The organism is Roseateles agri (assembly GCF_034043675.1).
Taxonomy (GTDB): domain Bacteria; phylum Pseudomonadota; class Gammaproteobacteria; order Burkholderiales; family Burkholderiaceae_C; genus KK5.
In genome coordinates this window covers 256075-273562 of record NZ_JAXCLA010000008.1, presented here as the reverse complement: position 1 = coordinate 273562, position 17488 = coordinate 256075, and the positions used below count along the sequence as shown (strand labels likewise).

Below are 17488 nucleotides of genomic sequence, written 5' to 3'. Positions count from 1 at the left end.
ATGCCGGACGAGGCGTCCTATACGGTACGTGGCGTCGAACAGGTGCTGGGCCTGCCACGTGCGACCGTAATGGCCCTGGTGGCGGCGGGCTTCGTCGCCCCAAGCCGCGGCGCCCGAAACGAGCTGAGGTTCAGGTTCCAGGACCTGGTGCTGATGCGAACGGCCCAGTCTCTGCGTATCGCCCACCTGTCCACCCGAAGCATCGTTCGCGCGCTCGATGCGCTGCGCGGTGAGCTTCCTGCGGAACTTCCCATCAGTGGCCTGCGCATCCTGGCCGTCGGCGATGCCGTGGCGGTACGCGACGGCGATAGCTTGTGGGAGGCGGAGACGGGGCAGCTGTTGCTGTCCTTCGATCGCGAGCCGTCGTCCGGAGCGGTCCTGGTCGAGTCCCTGGACGGCAGCACCGACGGCAGGGCCAAGAAGGAGGCGCTCACGCAGTTCGATCGGGCAATCGCTCTCGAGGCCACCGATGATCATGCGGCCGAAGCCAGCTATCGGGAAGCCATCCGCCTCGATCCCTGCTTCGAAGACGCCTACCTCAACCTCGGCGCCATGCTTTGCGAGGCCGGCCGTTGCAAGGACGCCGTCGTGCTGTACGACCAGGCCACGCGACATTGCGGGGAATCGCCGCTGGTGCACTTCAACCGGGGCATCGCGCTGGAGGATCGGGGTCAGATCTCGCATGCGATCGAGGCCTATGGACGAGCGCTGCAGTTGGACCCTGCGTTTGCCGACGCCCACTACAACAGCGCGGTACTCATGGAGCGAAGCGGCGATGCGCAAGCCGCATTGAGGCATTTCAGCGCTTACCGTCGATTGTCGCGGTCGCAGGACGGCTGAGCGCGGAGCGAACGACTGGGGCGGACGAGCAGGCACACGAAATGCTTCTTTGCGTCACTGCATTCCAAAGGAGACCCCAATGCCAGACGACAAATCCAACGCCGGCGGACAGGACCGCAGTCGGATCAGCCTCGACGAGGACTACGAGGTCCAGTACTGGTCAACCAAGTTTGGTGTCTCCGCTGCCAAGCTGCGCGACGCGGTGAAAGCCGTCGGCAACGAGGCGCCGGCGGTAGAGCGCTATCTGAAAGAGGAGTAGGCGTGGCCGCTGAGTCGCGCTCCGACCACAGTGTCCGCAGGACGGCCAAACCGGCGCAGGACAAAGATCGTGCCGATATGCCGCTGGGCAGCTACAACGCAAAGCGCGATTTCAAGGCGACGCCGGAGCCTGCGGGAAGGGTGCGGCGGCGTCGCGGCAAGGAGCCGCTGGTATTCGTGATCCAGAAGCACTGGGCTTCCCACCTTCACTACGACTTCCGGCTCGAACTCGGTGGCGTGATGGTCAGCTGGGCAGTGCCCAAGGGCCCGACATTCGATCCGTCGGTCAAGCAGATGGCGATCCACGTCGAGGACCATCCGGTCAGCTACAACGAGTTCGAGGGGGACATCCCCAAACGTCACTATGGCGCAGGCAAGGTGATCGTCTGGGACCGGGGCACCTGGGAGCCGGTCGGCGATGCAGGCGAGGGCCTGGCCAAGGGCAAGCTGATCTTCCAGCTGCATGGCCAGAAGCTGGCGGGCCTGTGGGAGCTTGTGCGCATTTCGAAGCCGGGTGAACGCAAGCAGGAGCAGTGGTTGCTGCTGAAGAAACGCGGAGACGCGTGGGCTCGGCCTACGGCCGAGTATGACGTCATCACCGCACTGCCGGACAGTGTCCTCACCCATCCGCTGGGCCCGGTCGAACAGCGCGAACCTCGTGCCGTCAATCCTGCACAGCCGGTCGGTGGCCCGGATCTGTCAAAAGCCATCAAGGCCCGTTTCCCGGTGGTGCTTGAGCCCCAGTTGGCCACGCTGGCGACCGCGCCGCCGGCCACCGGAGTTTGGTTGATCGAGAACAAGTTCGACGGCTATCGCGCGATCGTCAGGATCGCCGCGGGCAAGGCCAGGATCCTGACGCGCAATGGCAATGACTGGACCGCGAAACTGAAGTCGCTGGCCGGGGCGCTGGAACGCATCGGCATCGAGCGCGCATGGCTGGATGGCGAGATGGTGGTCATGAACGAGCACGGCACGCCGGACTTCAATCGTTTGCAGAACGCCATCGATAGCACGCGGACGGAAGACATCATCCTGTACCTGTTCGATGTGCCTTTCCTGGGCAACATGGATCTCCGGCAGGTGCCCGTCCGCAGCCGGCGGCTGGTCCTGCGTGAGCTGCTCAAGGACCAGGCTTCCGATCGCATCCGTTTCAGCGAGGAATTGCCGAGTTCGCCGGCAGCGGTACTCGATGCGGCGTGTCACCTGGGGCTTGAGGGCGTGATGCTGAAGGAGGCGGGTTCGCCTTACGAATCGCGGCGGACCGACACGTGGCTGAAACTCAAATGCCAGCACCGCCAGGAGTTCGTCGTCATCGGCTTCACCGATCGAAGCAACGCCGCCAATGAGGTGGGCGCGCTGCTTCTGGGCTACCACGATGCGTCTGGACGGCTGCGCTCAGCGGGATCCGTGGGAACGGGATGGTCCGCTACCGAGGGCCGTGCCTTGCATGAGCGCCTGCTCGACCTGGTGTCAGCGGAGCCCACGGTGGATCCGGCTCAGGTAGCGCCCGGCCGCTGGTCCCGGCGGACTCGCGGTGCCGAGCGCTGGGTGAGGCCTGAGATGGTGGTCGAGGTGGCCTTCGGCGAGTGGACCCCGGATGGGAACATTCGGCACGCAAGCTTCCGGGGCGTGCGGGCTGACAAGCCAGCATCCTCGGTCGTCCGCGAGAGCGGCACCGTACTGGCCGCGAGAGCCAAGGCGCCCGCGCCGTCGGCCAAGCCACGGGTGTCGGTCAAGGTCTCACATCCCGATCGGGTGATCGATCCATCGACTGGCCTGCGCAAGATCGACCTGTTCCATTTCTACGAAAGCATTGCGGATCGCATCCTGCCCCACCTGCGTGGCCGGCCGGTGTCACTGGTTCGCGCACCACAGGGCGTCAGCGGGCAACTGTTCTTCCAGAAGCATTCGGACGCGAAGCTCGACGGCCTGACCGAGCTGGATCCTGCACTGTGGCCCGGCCACCAAGAGCTGCTCACGGTCGATAGCGTCGCCGGGCTGCTCAATGCGGCTCAGCTGAACGTCATCGAATTCCATACGTGGAACTCCACCGCGAAGCGCATCGACCAACCTGATCGGGTGGTGTTCGATCTGGATCCTGGTGAGGGCGTGAGCTGGGCACATGTCCAGGAGGCCGCGTTGCTGACCCGCACGATGCTGGAGGAACTTGAACTGAGCTGCTGGCTCAAGACCAGCGGCGGCAAGGGCCTGCATGTCGTCGTGCCGCTGGCGCCCAGGCTGGACTACGAGGCCGTCAAGGACTTTTCTCGGACCGTCGTGGCCCACATGGCCAAGACCATCCCGCAGCGCTTCGTCGCCAAGGCAGGTGGCGGCAATCGCTTGGGCAAGATCTTTATCGACTATCTGCGCAACGGCCATGGCCAGACCACCGCCAGCGCCTTCTCGGCGCGCGCGCGGCCGGGCCTGGGTGTCTCGGTGCCGGTCTCCTGGGAACAGTTGCCAACCTTGAAGGGCGGAGCGCAGTGGACGATCGCAACGACGCGCGAATACCTGTCCTTCGAGCCGTCCGATCCTTGGGCCGAGTACTGGACCTCGCGGCAGACGCTGACCGTGGCCAGGAAGAAGCTCAAGCTCCAACCTTGATATCCAGTAAAGGAGACTGCCATGGCAACTCGCCAAGCTCGCCCCACCGCAGCGTCCGCCTCCCGTTCTATCTGGAAAGGGGCCATTTCCTTTGGCCTTGTCCATGTACCGGTGTCCTTGCATTCCGCAACTGACGAGCAGGAGGTCGACTTCGATTGGCTCGACAAGCGGACCATGGATCCGGTGGGCTACAAACGCATCAACAAGCGCACCGGCAAGGAGATCGAACAGGCCAACATCGTCAAGGGCGTGAAGATCGAGGGTGGGGATTACGTCGTGCTTTCCGACGACGAGATCAAGGCTGCCTACCCGAAGCGGACGCAGACCATTGCGATCGAGACCTTCGTCAAGGCGACCGATGTCTCCTTCTTCTACACCGAGAAGCCATACTACCTGGCGCCCGAAGGGAAAGCCGACCGTGTCTACGCGCTCTTGCGCGAGGCGCTCACTCAGGCCGGCGTCATCGGTATCGCGCGCTTCGTCCTTCACAACAAGGAGCATCTGGCCGCCCTCGTTCCCGCCGGGCCGGCGCTGATGTTGGGCATCCTGCGCTGGGCCGCCGAGATCCGTTCTCCTGACGGGCTGTACCTGCCGAAGGTGGGAGTCGCCGCCAACAGCTTGAAACCCGCGGAGATGAAGATGGCGGGGCAATTGATTGCGGAGATGACAACGACCTGGAAGCCGACCGACTACGAGGATGAGTTCACGAGCGCCGTGCGGGAACTTGTCGCCAAGAAGGCAAAGGCCGGCGACAAGGCAAAGGTCGAGCCGCTGGAGGAGACACCGGACGTTGCCGGTTCCAACGTGATAGACCTGTCGGACCTGCTCAAGCAGAGCCTCAACTCAAAGGCTGGAGGCCGCAAGGCCTCGTCCGGCGCAGCGCGTGCCGCAGCAGGCACGGCCCAGAAGACTGGCAAGAAGCCTGCACGGGCCCCCGCGAAGAAGGCCGCCGCGGGACGCAGAAAGGCCGCCTGATCTCTTCCGAGCGCTCCAGCGGCTACATCGTTGCCTAGTGACGGAGGGACGGCGCGACGTCCTACATACGAGGGCAGGGCATGGATGCAAATTCATGTCCATGGCCGCATCGCATCAACGTCTCGAACTGCTCACGCAGGTGCTGGGTGGCATCGCACTGGGCTCGCTGCTGGTCGGGCGGGTGTCCTTGCAATGGACCAGTTCTCCGCGACTTGGATTTCTGCGGTGCTGCCGTTTGCTATTGCGCGGTTCTGTCCTGTTGGCGGGCCTCTATCTCCTCGCGGGCACAAGCATCGTGAACTTGGCGCTTTGCACGCTGGGTGTCGGGCTCGCAGGCCTTGAGATGCGTCGCCTCTCCGGGGGCTCCGAAAGGCAACTTGGGGCTGACGACACAGATAGAGCGGCACCGGCGCGGCTCGAAGCTGTAGCGCTCGCGCAGCAGGCGGTCTGAGTAAACCTCGTACACAGGGTCGATCAAGATGGAAATCCGTCGCCTGCTCTCATCGCTGCTGATCGGGGCGGTCGCCAGTGCGCGATCGATGACACCGATGGCGTCACTGGTCGCGGCGCGCCTTGCCGGCCGCTCGGTTCCGGGCAGCCTTGCCCTGTTGGACAGACCCGCGTTCAAAGTCGGAGCGCTGGCATTGGGCGTCGGCGAGCTTTTCGGCGACAAGATGAAGACAGCACCCGATCGGACTGTGTTCCTTGGCCTTCTGGCACGCGTCATGAGCGCAGGTATCGCGGGTGCGGCCTTGGCCCCGAAGGGCCAGGTGCGCACCGGCGCCGCACTCGCCGTTGTTACCGCCGTTCCTCTCGCCTATTTAACCCTCGCCGCTCGGAAGAGGGCCATGGTGCGCATCGGACAGACCCGCAGCGGGCTGATCGAAGACCTGCTGATCGTCGCTGCGGGCGCTGCAATCGTGGCTGCGGGGACGAGCCGAAGTCGACGAGGACGTTGACGGGACGGTTGCTGTGGTCGGCTGATGGTATCCAACAACTCATCCAGGTAGCACCGCACGTAAGGTGGGAAGTCGGCCTATGCGCTCACGCGGGATCGAGCCGTTGACTCGCCGCGTGGGCGCGCTGTCTGCGCTGCGACAACTGCTCCCGGATCCGTGCCGGCCTGATGCAACACCAGGAGTTCGCGGCATCTGGTTTGCCGTTGCTCAGTGCGCCGCCTCCCGGAGATCAGCCATGAACAGCACGTCAAAACTTCAAGAACCTGTCGCCAGTCCCGAAAAGGTGCCATATGGACATGTCGAGAGCATTCCTACAGGCACTGCCTCTCCGCCATCGGCGGGTGTGGCGCCGGACATCGACCTGCTTCGGGACGGCGTGACGCACGCTCGTTCGGCACTCGACGATCTCGGCGATTCGGACGGGCCTATTTTCCCGCCGCTGCATGTGACCACCGGTTCGGGCGAAGAGCAATTCGCGCCCGGTCACGAGAGGCCGCTCGAGGACGCCGTGGATGCTGAGCCGCCGACGCTTCGCTTCGGCGACACCATCCGCGCCTATCCGATTGCAGCAGTGCTCCTGGCGGGGCTCATGGGAGCGCTGATGATCCGCGCTCTTTCAAGGTTGCCGACTGACCGTTGAGGTGGTCGCGCCGCGTGTCGAGATGTTGCTCTGACGATACGAGACAACAAGGGAGATTGCGATGGCGATTTGGCAATTCGACGTCTCATTGGTTCCGGCAGCGGCCTCCTGGTCTGATCGCGAGCACGCGCCGCTGAACTCCGGCGAGATCACTTTCCTGCACCGCCTGTTGGCCGCCACCACGCCCAGGGTTTCAAACGTGGACGATGGTTCGACCACCTACGGCTATGCGCATGGCAACCGCATTGACCTGACGGAACTTGCTCCCGGCAAGCATGCCGCATGGATTGCTATCGACGCGCGATCCGACTGCGACTACTTCTGCAGGCTGGTCTGCCAACTCGCACGGGTTTTGGACTGCGAGCTGTTCTCCCCCGAGTTTGAGACGACGCTCAGCCCGACGCGGAAGGGCCTGCTGTCTGGCCTGATGAGGTCGCGTGCCTGGACGTATGCGTTGGACCCGACGCAGTTTCAGGCGACTTCTCGCGGGCGACGCGGATGCTGAACTCCCGCTCGATGTGATACCCAACTGCGACGGCTATTGTGCGGCCCGCCGGACAGGTGTCGAATGACGTGCGCATGCGGTAGGCCGTCGACGAGGCATCACATGGAACACGCGCTTGCGGGGCGCCATCGTCGAAAGGAGAGGCCCGATGCACGATGCATCGGGCCTCGTCGGTGCCAAACGGAATGGATCGCATCGAGACGAATCGGTCTGGTTCCGACAGCCTCAGATTTCCACCGATTGCATGAGCGACCAATTCCTCAATGACTCAACATCTTGTAGGAATACGCCTCGCGGGGCTGTCAGCTAATGTCATGCTGGTCAAGGAATCGGCTCGCCGCAAGTGAGGAATCCTCGACTCGGCCCAGGAAATGGTGCGTTCCGCCGACCTAGTGGATATCAAGGTCATTCAGGTTCTGGCCGCCGCGGTCGAGCTTCTGGAGCCCTCGCCAAAGGGACGCTGATCGCCGCCTCGTGTCCAAGCTCATCATGCTGATCCGCCATGCCGAGAAGCCCGTCGGCGGACGCGGCGGTGTCAGTGTCGAGGGAAGACCAGACGACAATTCTCTGAGCGTCGTGGGCTGGCAGCGCGCTGGCGCATTGGTCCCGTTTTTCTCGCGCTTGGGCGCTAGAACGAGTCGCGGCCTGATTGCCACTCCGCGCCATATCTTCGCCGCCCGCCCGACTCGTGGGCACGCTTCGACGCGCCCCGCCGACACGGTGGCTCCGCTGGCGGACGCGCTCGGCCTGCGCGTCGACGATCGATGGTCCGACATCGATGCCGTCGAGGACGTCGCCGCTACCCTTCGCGCAATGCGATCACCCGAATTGGTCTGCTGGCAACATGACCACATCCCGGTGCTCGGAAGAGCGATCCTTGGGAGCAACGCATTACCCAAGGCCTGGGCGGAGGACTGCTTCAACGTGGTGTGGGTGTTCCTGCTCCGGGATCGCCACTGGACGTTAGAGCAGGTGCCCCAGAAGCTACTGGCCGGCGACTGAAGCGGGCTATGCCGCAGGTCCCCTGCAATGAGTCCTGCGGCAATTGACGTATGGACCAGTCACAGCGTTGCCGGCGAGCGCTGGGCACTTTGCCCAGACCCGCACGATCGCTTACGCGTAACAAGAGCTCAATGAACTGGTCGGTGGCGCGGAGGGGCGATACAGGGCGCTCTGCGTACGCTGAGCCCGGGGCGCAGTTGCCGACGCTTGACGGCGATTGGGTAAGACGATCGGTGGGCGAAGCCCGCAACACCGACACATATCCGGGTCCGAGCTTGGCGTATATTTCCTCATCTTCCGTTGCTGTGCGCCTCACCGTTCCCACCAGCCGAAGTTCCGTCCTTGAGGGCTTCGCTGCATCGTTGGCGGCGTAGCAAAGTGTTGACGTAACTGGGTTTGATGAGGTTTGTATGGAAAGCGCAAGCGCCGAGGTCGCGGCGGTTACTGGCATCGAGTCTGTGCCAAGAATTCTGGATGTCGTCTGCAGAACCACCGGCATGGGGTTCGCCGCGGTTGCGCGTGTCACCGAAAGCCAATGGATTTGCTGTGCGAGTCGTGACGAGATCGGCTTCGGTCTGAAGGCAGGCGGCGAGCTGCCGCTTCAGACGACGATCTGCAACGAGATCCGGCAGTCGGGCGAGGCGGTCGTCATCGACCATGTGGCCGAGGATGAGGCCTACCATGCCCATCCGACGCCCGCCCTGTATGGATTCCAGAGCTACATTTCTGTGCCCATCATTCGCAAAGGTGGAAAGTTCTGGGGCACGCTTTGCGCAATCGATCCGCGCCCAGCGAAGCTCAACTCCGCAGAGGTTCGGAACACGTTCAACCTCTTTGCCGAACTGATCGCGGTTCATCTCGACAATAACGACAGCGTCATGAACGCTGAGTCCAACTTGGATTTGGTCCGACAGCAGTCGCTGTTGCGTGAGCAGTTCATCGCGGTGCTGGGACACGACCTGCGCAGCCCCCTGCAGACCATCCTGACGAGCCTTCACGTCATCGCTCTTGCGCCGGATCGGTCTGCGGCAATGATCGGCATCTTGAAGAAGAGCGCCACGCGCATGGCAGAGCTCGTCGACAACTTGATGGACTTTGCGCGAGCGCGCCTTGGCCAGGGCATGACGATTCAGCCAGTGCTTGAGCAGAACCTGGGTGACGAGCTTCGACAGGTGGTTGACGAGTTGCTTTCGGCTCATCCCGGGCGGGCCATCGACTATCGAGACGAACTGGCCGCGCCCGTCTGGTGCGAAGCCCCTCGACTCGCTCAACTCGTGTCGAATCTCCTCATCAACGCGCTGAAGTACGGGGATCCCAATGAGCCTGTCGGGTTCAGGGCGCGAGATGTCGAGGGGACCTTAGAACTCAGCGTCACCAATTACGGCACCGACATCCCCCTTGCCGATCAGCAATCCTTGTTTGAGCCGTTCGTGCGAGGCGCCCGGCCTGGCGGGGGCGAAGGCCTTGGGTTGGGGCTGTATATCGTTTGGTCCATCGCGCGTGCCCATGGCGGGGAGATTCAGGTGAGTTCCCGGGACGGCATGACTACTTTCACGTTTCGTATGCCCTTACTGGGCTCTAGCGACGACACCATCGGCTAGCGCGCGAATCGCGCTTCACCCGCGGGGAGCTCAGCAGGAGCGCTTGCCTTCGGCGTCGGCTTTCTGAACCAGCGGACGACTAGTTCGGTTCTGCTGTTCCCAGTCCGCTTGTGGCGGGCAGTCGAGCAGCGTGAGCGAGCGACCAGCAGTGATCCAAGGTGAGCTTGGCCAAAGCGTCAACGGCCTCGTCGCAGCTGTCCCGGGGCGGACCACTCAGCAGGCTTCCCGTGCGATGAGTCGCGAAAGGGTCAAGCGCGGACACCGGGCGTGGAACGGCGATTGCCGGAATGGGTGCCCAGCAAGTGAAAGGAGCATTGCGATGAACACCCAACGACAGCAGACCGGCCAGCGTCCGCAGAACCAGCCAGCGGCCAATCGGAACGAGCAGGAGCAGGCGCGCAACGTGGACCGCGGGTCCAAGCGCGGCGGCGAGACTGCCAACAAGCAGGAGCACCAGGGGCAGGTGAACGACGATCGGGACCGCCGCCACGCGCCCGGGCATTGATCAGCCGCCCAGGGGCGGCATGGCGATTGCCTCGGCGCTGCCATTGCCAGGCCAGGAGATCGCTGCATGAACGAGGAAGATGACAAGGACGCCCCGAATCCACGACTGCGGCGCCGCAGCCTGCTGACCGGCGCGGCGCTCGGTGGCGCGGTTGGCCTGCTTAAGCCGGCGGCGGCGCAGGCTCCGTCCACGGCCGAGCCGCAGCCGCTCGGCGATCCGCGTGGCGCGCTGACCGTCGAGCTTCTGGTCAATGGTGAGAACCACCGCCTGCAGATCGACCCGCGTACAACGCTGCTCGACGCTTTGCGTGAGCACCTGGGCCTGACCGGCACCAAGCGGGGCTGCGACCATGGGCAATGCGGCGCTTGCACGGTCCATATCGACGGGCGGCGGGTGCTGTCATGCCTGACCCTAGCCGCTGCGGTGCGCGGCCCGGTGACGACGATCGAGGGCCTGGCGCACGCCGACGGCACCCTGCATCCGATGCAGCAGGCCTTCATCGACTGCGATGCTTTTCAATGCGGCTACTGCACGCCCGGCCAGATCATGAGCGCCATCGCCTGCATCGGTGAAGGCCATGCCGGATCGGACGCCGAGATCCGGGAGTCGATGAGCGGCAACCTGTGCCGCTGTGCGGCCTATCCGAACATCGTCGCGGCGGTGCTTCAGGCGAAGGGCTGAGCCATGTATCCATTCAGTTATGTGCGCGCGGACGATGCGCTTGGCGCGATTCAGGCCTCTCGCGCTGGCAGCGCCTTCCTGGCCGGCGGCACCAGTCTCGTCGACTGTCTGAAGCTTGATGCGGTTCGCGCCGATGCGCTGATCGACATCAACGGCCTGCAGCGCAGCCATGGCGAGATCGCGCTGCAGGCTGACGGCCTGCAGCTCGGTTCCCTGGTGCGCATGGCGCAGCTTGCCGCGCATCCCGGCGTGAATCGCGACTATCCGCTGCTCGCCCAGACGATGCGCTTCGCTGCCAGCGCCCAGTTGCGCAATATGGCGAGCCTCGGCGGCAATGTGCTGCAGCGCACCCGCTGCCCGTACTTCCGCGACACCAGCTGGGCAGCGTGCAATCGACGCGTTCCAGGCTCCGGCTGCGCGGCACTGGAGGGTGAGAACCGCCGACACGCCGTGCTTGGCACCAGCGAACGCTGCATCGCCGCCTATCCTGGCGATTTCGCGCAGGCCCTGGTGGCGCTGGACGCGCGGGTACAGCTCATGGGTACCGCCGGAGCGCGCGTGCTGCGCTTCGAAGAGTTGCACCGCGGCCCGGAGGCACCTGAGCGCGAGACGGTGCTTCAGCCCGGCGAGCTGATCACAGGCTTCTTCGTGCCGGCGGGGCCGTGGACTCGGCGGTCCCTCTACCTGAAGGTACGCGACCGGGCCAGCTACGAGTTCGCACTGGCCAGCGCCGCCGTGGCGCTGGACCTCGCGCCAGATGGCATGGTTCGCAATGCACGCATCGCGCTAGGTGGCGTGGCCTACCGGCCTTGGCGCGCCCACACCGCGGAAGCCTGGCTCCAAGGCAAGCGTCTCGATGAACAGAGTGCCGCGGAAACCGGCCGCGCCGCGATGCAGGGCGCGCAAGCGCGCCGTGGCAATGCCTTCAAGGTCGAGCTGGGCGCACGAACCGTGGCACGCGCACTTATCGAAGCCTCGCGGTTGGAGATCTGACATGACCACTACCCGAATCGGCATGCCCACTCCTCGCATCGACGGGCGCCTGAAGGTCACGGGCAGTGCCCGCTACGCTGCCGACCAGCCGACCCCGAATCCCGCCTACGGCTGGCTGCACGTGTCGCGCATCGCGCGCGGCCGCATCGTCGCCATCGATGAGCGCGCGGCCCGAGCCGTCCCCGGTGTGCTGGAGGTCTTCACCTGGCGCAATATCGGTGCCATCCAGCCAGGCGACATCCAGTCGCAAAAGGGCTTCATGGGCACGTCGATCGCGCCGATGCAGCCGCGCATCTTTCATGATGGGCAGATCGTCGCGCTGGTCGCCGCGGACACACCCGAGGCAGCGCGCGAGGCGGCCCAGCGATTGGTGGTGCGCTATGCGGAAGATGCGCCTTCGGCGGGCTTCGGCAGCGCCGGACTCACCAGTGGGCCGGCGCACAAATCGGCTGAGCCGCCGGAGCCCGATCCGCAGGTCGGCAATTTCGACGGCGCATTTGCACGCGCAGCAGTGGCCGTCGATCAGCACTACGCCACCTCGACCCAGCACCACAATCCGATCGAGCTGTTCTCCACGCTCTGTGCGTGGAGTGCCGACCGGCTGACCGTCTGGGAGGGAAGCCAGAACGTCTCCGGCTACAAGCACGGTCTGGCGCAGCAACTGGGGATCGCGCCCGAGCAGATCCAGGTGATTTCGCCTTTCGTCGGTGGCGCCTTTGGTTCGCGCGGTTCGCTGACGCAACGCACGGCCATCGTCGCGCTGGCGGCGCGCCGGCTCGGGCGTCCGCTGAAGCTCGAGGTCACGAGGGCGCAGGGCTTCGGCATCGCAACCTACCGTGCGGAGACACGGCACCGGGTGCGCGTGGCCGCGACGCCGGCCGGCAAGCTCGTGGCGCTGAGCCACGAGGGTGAGGAAATCAGCAGCCGGCCGGACGACTACAAGGTCTCCGGCATCGAGACCACCACACGCCTCTATGCCTGCCCCAACGTCGCGTCCAAAGTGACGATCCTCCATGCCGACCGCAACACGCCCGGCTTCATGCGCAGTCCGCCGGAAACGCCGTACCTCTACGCGCTGGAGTGCGCGGTCGATGAATTGGCGTGGCGGCTAAAGATGGATCCGATCGAGCTGCGCCGCGCCAACGACACGATGCGTGAGCCAATCAAGGGCTTGCCGTACACGTCTCGCCAGCTGATGCCTTGCTTCGACGCCGCCGCGCGGGCCTTCGGCTGGTCTCGCCGAGGCGCCGAACCGCGCTCGATGCGCGACGGCGACTGGCTCATCGGCTGGGGTTGTGCGTCGTCGATCTACCCGACGCAGATGGCGCCCGCCACCGCCCGCGTGCGCCTGACGCCTCAGGGCCGAGCGACCGTGCAGACGGGCACGCACGAGATTGGCAACGGTGCGTACACGGCCATTGCGATCACCGCGGCCGACCAGTTGGGCCTGGCGGTCGAGAACGTCGAGGTGCTGATCGGCGACAGTGAGCTGCCGCCGGCGCCGGTGGCCGGCGGTTCGAACTCGACGGCCAGTGTCTGCAACGCTGTGGCCAAGGCCTGCGAGGAGATCCGCAGGAAGCTCGGCAAGCAGCCGCTTCCGACCCACGGCGCGATCGAAGCCTACGCCGAGAACGTGCCGCACGGGGCAAAGCCCGAACAGGTGGCGGCGCTCTACAAGGGCGTGTCCTCGATCGGCGGCGGCTTCCGGCTGAAGGACCGGGTGCAGGCGGCATTCGGCGCTTCCTTCGTCGAGGTGCGCGTACATGCGCGCACCTGTGAGATCCGCACGCCGCGCATCGTGGGTGCCTATGCCTTCGGCCAGGTGGTGAACCCGAAGGCAGCCGAAAGCCAGTTGATGGGCGGGCAGATCTGGGGCGTTTCGTGCGCGCTGCACGAGGCGACCGACGTGGACCGCGGCTCCGCCCGCTATGTGAACACCAACCTGGCTGACTACCTGATCCCGGTCAACGCGGACATCGAGCAGCACCAGGTGATCATCCTGCCGGAGAGCGACCGACAGGTGAACCCGCTCGGGATCAAGGGCGTGGGCGAGTTGGCCAACGTGGGCATGAACGCGGCAGTGGCCAACGCGGTTTTCCATGCCACTGGCGTGCGAGTGCGGCACATGCCCATCCGGGTCGAGGACCTGCTCGGTAGCTGAAGGGACAGCGGAGCGGCGCGCGGCATTGCTTCCCGTTGTCGCCTCAATTGAAGTGTTGGATGTAACGCAAGTGCACCATGTTTTCCGCGGCGTCGGAGGAAGGCGGACGACCTTTGCCTCCAGGGTGCGAGCTTCACGGTTCTCGCTCAAGCGAAGAGCCTGAGTCGCTGCGTCAGACCCCGTCGATGTCACACGCGCCTCAGGGTCTCCTGGCGCGGTGCGGAGGGATCCGATCCTTTGCGGCCGGCCTGGTTGCTCTGGGAGTGCGCCTCAGCTCGAGCTGTGCCCACACCGGGGCGTGGTCGCTCGGCGATTCCTTGCCCCGCTCCTCCTTGTGCACGCCAGCGTCATTGACCTTGAACTGCGCGCTGACGAGGATGTGGTCGATGCGTAGCCCTGCGTTCCGCTCCCAACGATTGCGTCGATAGTCCCAGAAGGTGAAGGGAACCTGGGCGTGGTGCGTCGCCCTGATGGCATCGGTCCACCCTTGCTCCAGCACATCGGCGAAGGCCTTGCGCGCCTCAGGCTGCAGAAGGGCGTCGTCACGCCAGGTATCGGGCTTGTAGATATCGGCATCGGTCGGCACGACGTTCCAGTCGCCCAGGAGGACGACCGGCTCACCGCACGCCCAGAGCCCTTCAGCGCGCTTTCGCAATCGATCGAACCAGCGAAGCTTGTAGTCGAACTTCGGGCCGGGCTGCGGATTGCCATTCGGCAAATAAAGGCAGGCGAAGAGGACGCCGTTGATGGCGGCCTCGACGTAGCGAGCCTGCTTGTCCGATGTGTCGCCGGGTAGTGCCGAAGACACCTCAATGATGTCGTGACCACGCGCAAGGAGCGCCACGCCGTTCCAGGTTCGCTGGCCTACGACAAGCGACTCATAGCCTGCCTGACGCAGAGCGTCCCTTGGAAAGGCTTCGGTCTGAGCCTTGAGTTCCTGGAGGGCGACGACGTCGGGTCGGTACCTCCCCAGCCAGTCCAGCAGATGGTCCAGCCGTCTGATGACGTTGTTGACGTTCCAGCTGGCGACCAGCACGGGTCAGACCTTGCTGACCTTCAGCTGCGCCTCGACCGCAGCGGCGCCATTGCGGACGGCCTTCACGGCCGCCATCAGCTCAGCTGGTGTGACGCCGAACGTCTTTTCCCAATCGCGGACTTCGTCGTCTTCACCCGTGTTGATGCGTGTGCGATCCTGCCCACCCACTTTGGTCTTGTCGTCGGCCATGGTCGTTCTCCACTGCAGTTCAGAGCCGCATGCTGCCGCGCCAGCGTGGCCGCTGGTGAAGGACGGGGTCTTGCTGCGACGCAGGCGTATGCCTACAGAACACCGCCCTTGTTGGCCAGGCGGTACGCGGGAAGTGCGTCACGATACTGTCTGCTAGGCGGCTACCTGCCTTGTCCGGTGTTGACTTTATCAATCACCGTGCTGCGGCGACGGAGCAATGCCGGCTTCCGCGATCGACGCCTCGTCCTCGTCGTCCAGGGGATCGGGTGCCATCGCAGCATCGATTGGAACGAGAGTGTCCTGGCCGGCCGCGCCCTCCGGATCTGGATTGAAGGCGCCATCAGCGGAGATGTCCGCTCCAAGGTCATCGTCAGCTTCCGAGTCGGCATCTTCGATCGGCGCATAGGCGACATCGCGCTCGAGAATCCGATCCACCGGCTCGGACGGGTCTGCGGGCGGGCGTCGATCGGCACCGACTGTGTCGCTGCCGCTGTCCGTGCCGTCGCTTGGACCAAGTCGGTCCTCGCTGCTTCCTACGGGGCGTTCAGGGGCCACTTCTGTCCCCAGCAAGCTATTGTGTCCCATTGGGTCACCTTCAGATCTATCGAGATTCTCCGCTAGGGCAATGCACAGTCCCGTGCACACACGTTGGTCCTCCGGGCGATGCTGTCCAGTGCTCAGCCATAGTCGCGCACTGGGAAAGGCGCACTTGCCAGTTGTACAGACGGAGTTCTCGCACTCACGCAAAGTGCGCGGTGGTGCACTGGCCCCGCTTGATGACGATCACGTATGCCCATCAAGCTTGCCTGCTACGTCGCTGCGGGCAAACATGGCCGCCTCGCCGGTGCCAGTCAGCACACCCTTGGCTCCCGAACGTCCTAATGGTCAAGCTTCCTGTGGTTTACAAAACTTCTCATACCAACTCGAGCCTGATTGGAGCCTGACTGTAAAGTGGGTTCTCGGCAGTGAGCCGGAGCCGGCGGCTTGCACGGCGTCACGCAAGCCGGTGAGGGCCCAAGGAAACGTGGTTTCGGAACACGATGATCGACGCGTTCCTTCGTTAGAGATGGCAGATCGGCACGGCATGGCAGCGTCGAACCCGCAACCGGAGGGGATGCGCACAGGGGTCGGGGTAATGAGAGAGAAATACCGCTACAACTTCTTCCTGATGGAAGCGAGAGATCTTCTATCCCGGATGGGCAGGCTGCTGCCAGCACTGATGCCCCAAACGGCGGCGAGCCAAGCCTATGCTGTCGACTCGCTGGTGGATATTGCACACACCCTGAAGGGTGCTGCGGCAGTGGTCGGGCTTGAAGAAATTGCCAAGGATGCGATTGCCATCGAGGCAATGTTGAAGGGTTTGCGCGAGAGCTCTGGGCGACTTTCCGCTGACCAAATCGAGACTATGAGAGCGCTGCATGAGCGCATTGCCATCGCCGTCTCTGCCCTGGACACTTCAGCCGCAGCGTCGTAGAACGATGCGGAAAGAGCTTCCTGCGTCTGCCGGTGGCCGAAGCTTTGTTGCTGTCGTTACTTCGCGCCGACGCCATGCGCTGGGAAGAATGGCAAGGAGGAGCGGGCCGCATGCTTCTCGAAAGCGACTGCGTCAGAGCGGCGGTTGAGCGGTTTGGCTGGTCGCGCCAGCTTGATCGAAACTGCTCTACCTTGACGCCGGCTGGCGTCGTTCCGCACCGCAAGCGTCATGATGGGCCTTGAGATCGATCCGGCTCCGATGAGACCAGGCGCGGCAGCAAGCCAAGGATCACGGCGGTGAGAAGGGTACCCAGGAGCGCGGTGGACTCTCGCCCCATTCCGCACGCGACTCCAATGGCCGCCGTCATCCAGATGCCGGCCGCGGTCGTCAGTCCTTGCACTTCGCCTTCCGAGGTCGCCTTGATGATCGCTCCGGCGCCCAGGAAGCCGATGCCAGTGATCACGCCCTGGATCACCCGGCTCATGTCCGCCGGGGCCATGCCGCCTTGTTGTGGTACCAGAACGAACATCGCGGCCCCCATGGCCACCAGCATGTGGGTGCGCAGGCCCGCGGCTTTACCTTGGCGTTCACGTTCGTAGCCGAGCACACCGCCAAGCAGGGCTGCCAGCAGGAGGCGCGTCAGCACGCGCGTCACCTGATCGGCATCAGGCAAGTCAGAGAATTCGCTGGCCAGCGCGGCGGTGACCTCCTGCCACATCGCCTATCCCGCGTAGCGGGCCCGCAGCCGCTTCCATTTCTCCAACAGCCAGAGGATGAAAAGTCCGACCGGCCGTTGCATGAAGGGCACGTCCAGCGCGATCAGCAATAGCCCGATGGGCAACCACTCCAGGCCGACGATGGGCATGAACCAGAACACCGCGAAGCAAATCGCAAGAATGCCCAGCGGAAGCCGCACCCAGCGCGCCCGCGAGCCGCGTGTCCAGTGCACAGCGCGCGCTGCACGCTGGGGCAACTGCGCCTCGAGTTGATCAAAAGCCTCGTCGAGGGTCTGCTTGCCAGATTTTTGCGGCGCATCCATGGCGACCAGTCGGCAAGCATCGTGCC

At 64.4% G+C, this 17488-nt stretch carries 20 protein-coding genes; 15 read left to right on the top strand and 5 right to left on the bottom strand.

Translation table 11 applies throughout. The annotated features are described in order from the left end of the window. From SNE35_RS24070 to SNE35_RS24005, 14 genes are all read left to right on the top strand, one after another. Nucleotides 1-840, top strand: coding sequence for a tetratricopeptide repeat protein (locus SNE35_RS24070; RefSeq protein WP_320425565.1), 840 nt, complete (start codon nucleotides 1-3; stop codon nucleotides 838-840). 79 nt (nucleotides 841-919) lie between these two features. After that, nucleotides 920-1099, top strand: a complete 180-nt coding sequence (locus tag SNE35_RS24065; protein ID WP_320425564.1) for a DUF3606 domain-containing protein — start codon at nucleotides 920-922, stop codon at nucleotides 1097-1099. 77 nt (nucleotides 1100-1176) lie between these two features. Further along, a complete protein-coding gene (gene ligD / locus SNE35_RS24060) occupies nucleotides 1177-3702 on the top strand; it encodes a DNA ligase D (protein WP_431312788.1) in 2526 nt (841 codons plus the stop codon). A gap of 21 nt (nucleotides 3703-3723) precedes the next feature. Further along, complete coding sequence (ku, locus tag SNE35_RS24055; protein WP_320425562.1) at nucleotides 3724-4677, top strand: non-homologous end joining protein Ku; 954 nt, start codon at nucleotides 3724-3726, stop codon at nucleotides 4675-4677. A 94-nt stretch (nucleotides 4678-4771) separates the two neighbouring features. Next, a complete protein-coding gene (locus SNE35_RS24050; protein WP_320425561.1) occupies nucleotides 4772-5128 on the top strand; it encodes a hypothetical protein in 357 nt (118 codons plus the stop codon). 28 nt (nucleotides 5129-5156) lie between these two features. Continuing rightward, entirely contained in the window at nucleotides 5157-5636 is a 480-nt protein-coding gene (locus tag SNE35_RS24045) for a hypothetical protein (RefSeq protein ID WP_320425560.1), read from the top strand. A 235-nt stretch (nucleotides 5637-5871) separates the two neighbouring features. Then, nucleotides 5872-6276, top strand: a complete 405-nt coding sequence (locus tag SNE35_RS24040; protein ID WP_320425559.1) for a hypothetical protein — start codon at nucleotides 5872-5874, stop codon at nucleotides 6274-6276. Between the two features lie 61 nt (nucleotides 6277-6337). Next, nucleotides 6338-6781 carry a hypothetical protein gene (locus SNE35_RS24035; RefSeq protein ID WP_320425558.1) on the top strand — a complete coding sequence of 148 codons (444 nt, stop codon included), beginning with the start codon at nucleotides 6338-6340 and terminating at the stop codon, nucleotides 6779-6781. 474 nt (nucleotides 6782-7255) lie between these two features. Then, nucleotides 7256-7783 (top strand): hypothetical protein, encoded by a 528-nt coding sequence (locus tag SNE35_RS24030; RefSeq protein ID WP_320425557.1) that lies wholly within the window; start codon nucleotides 7256-7258, stop codon nucleotides 7781-7783. Nucleotides 7784-8193: 410 nt separating this feature from the next. Continuing rightward, nucleotides 8194-9384: a GAF domain-containing sensor histidine kinase gene (locus SNE35_RS24025; RefSeq protein ID WP_320425556.1), complete on the top strand. Its 1191-nt coding sequence runs from the start codon at nucleotides 8194-8196 to the stop codon at nucleotides 9382-9384. Nucleotides 9385-9703: 319 nt separating this feature from the next. Next, a complete protein-coding gene (locus tag SNE35_RS24020) occupies nucleotides 9704-9889 on the top strand; it encodes a hypothetical protein (protein WP_320425555.1) in 186 nt (61 codons plus the stop codon). Nucleotides 9890-9955: 66 nt separating this feature from the next. Continuing rightward, nucleotides 9956-10570: a (2Fe-2S)-binding protein gene (locus tag SNE35_RS24015; RefSeq protein ID WP_320425554.1), complete on the top strand. Its 615-nt coding sequence runs from the start codon at nucleotides 9956-9958 to the stop codon at nucleotides 10568-10570. 3 nt (nucleotides 10571-10573) lie between these two features. Beyond that, nucleotides 10574-11563 (top strand): FAD binding domain-containing protein, encoded by a 990-nt coding sequence (locus SNE35_RS24010; protein WP_320425553.1) that lies wholly within the window; start codon nucleotides 10574-10576, stop codon nucleotides 11561-11563. A gap of 1 nt (nucleotide 11564) precedes the next feature. Continuing rightward, nucleotides 11565-13724, top strand: a complete 2160-nt coding sequence (locus SNE35_RS24005; RefSeq protein WP_320425552.1) for a xanthine dehydrogenase family protein molybdopterin-binding subunit — start codon at nucleotides 11565-11567, stop codon at nucleotides 13722-13724. A gap of 199 nt (nucleotides 13725-13923) precedes the next feature. Here the strand turns inward: SNE35_RS24005 and xth are convergent, their stop codons facing one another. The 3 genes from xth to SNE35_RS23990 all read right to left on the bottom strand — a co-directional run bounded on the left by xth (nucleotide 13924) and on the right by SNE35_RS23990 (nucleotide 15384). Continuing rightward, entirely contained in the window at nucleotides 13924-14760 is an 837-nt protein-coding gene (xth, locus tag SNE35_RS24000; RefSeq protein WP_320425551.1) for an exodeoxyribonuclease III, read from the bottom strand. Nucleotides 14761-14763: 3 nt separating this feature from the next. Beyond that, a complete protein-coding gene (locus SNE35_RS23995) occupies nucleotides 14764-14949 on the bottom strand; it encodes a DUF3606 domain-containing protein (protein ID WP_320425550.1) in 186 nt (61 codons plus the stop codon). Between the two features lie 189 nt (nucleotides 14950-15138). Next, nucleotides 15139-15384 (bottom strand): hypothetical protein, encoded by a 246-nt coding sequence (locus tag SNE35_RS23990; RefSeq protein ID WP_320425549.1) that lies wholly within the window; start codon nucleotides 15382-15384, stop codon nucleotides 15139-15141. 700 nt (nucleotides 15385-16084) lie between these two features. On the opposite strand from SNE35_RS23990, the gene SNE35_RS23985 reads away from it, so the two are divergent. Further along, nucleotides 16085-16423, top strand: a complete 339-nt coding sequence (locus SNE35_RS23985; protein ID WP_320425548.1) for an Hpt domain-containing protein — start codon at nucleotides 16085-16087, stop codon at nucleotides 16421-16423. A gap of 226 nt (nucleotides 16424-16649) precedes the next feature. On the opposite strand, the gene SNE35_RS23980 is transcribed toward SNE35_RS23985, so the two are convergent. Next, nucleotides 16650-17141 carry an MgtC/SapB family protein gene (locus SNE35_RS23980; RefSeq protein WP_320425547.1) on the bottom strand — a complete coding sequence of 164 codons (492 nt, stop codon included), beginning with the start codon at nucleotides 17139-17141 and terminating at the stop codon, nucleotides 16650-16652. A 3-nt stretch (nucleotides 17142-17144) separates the two neighbouring features. Further along, nucleotides 17145-17462, bottom strand: a complete 318-nt coding sequence (locus tag SNE35_RS23975; RefSeq protein ID WP_320425546.1) for a hypothetical protein — start codon at nucleotides 17460-17462, stop codon at nucleotides 17145-17147. Nucleotides 17463-17488: the final 26 nt, after the last annotated feature.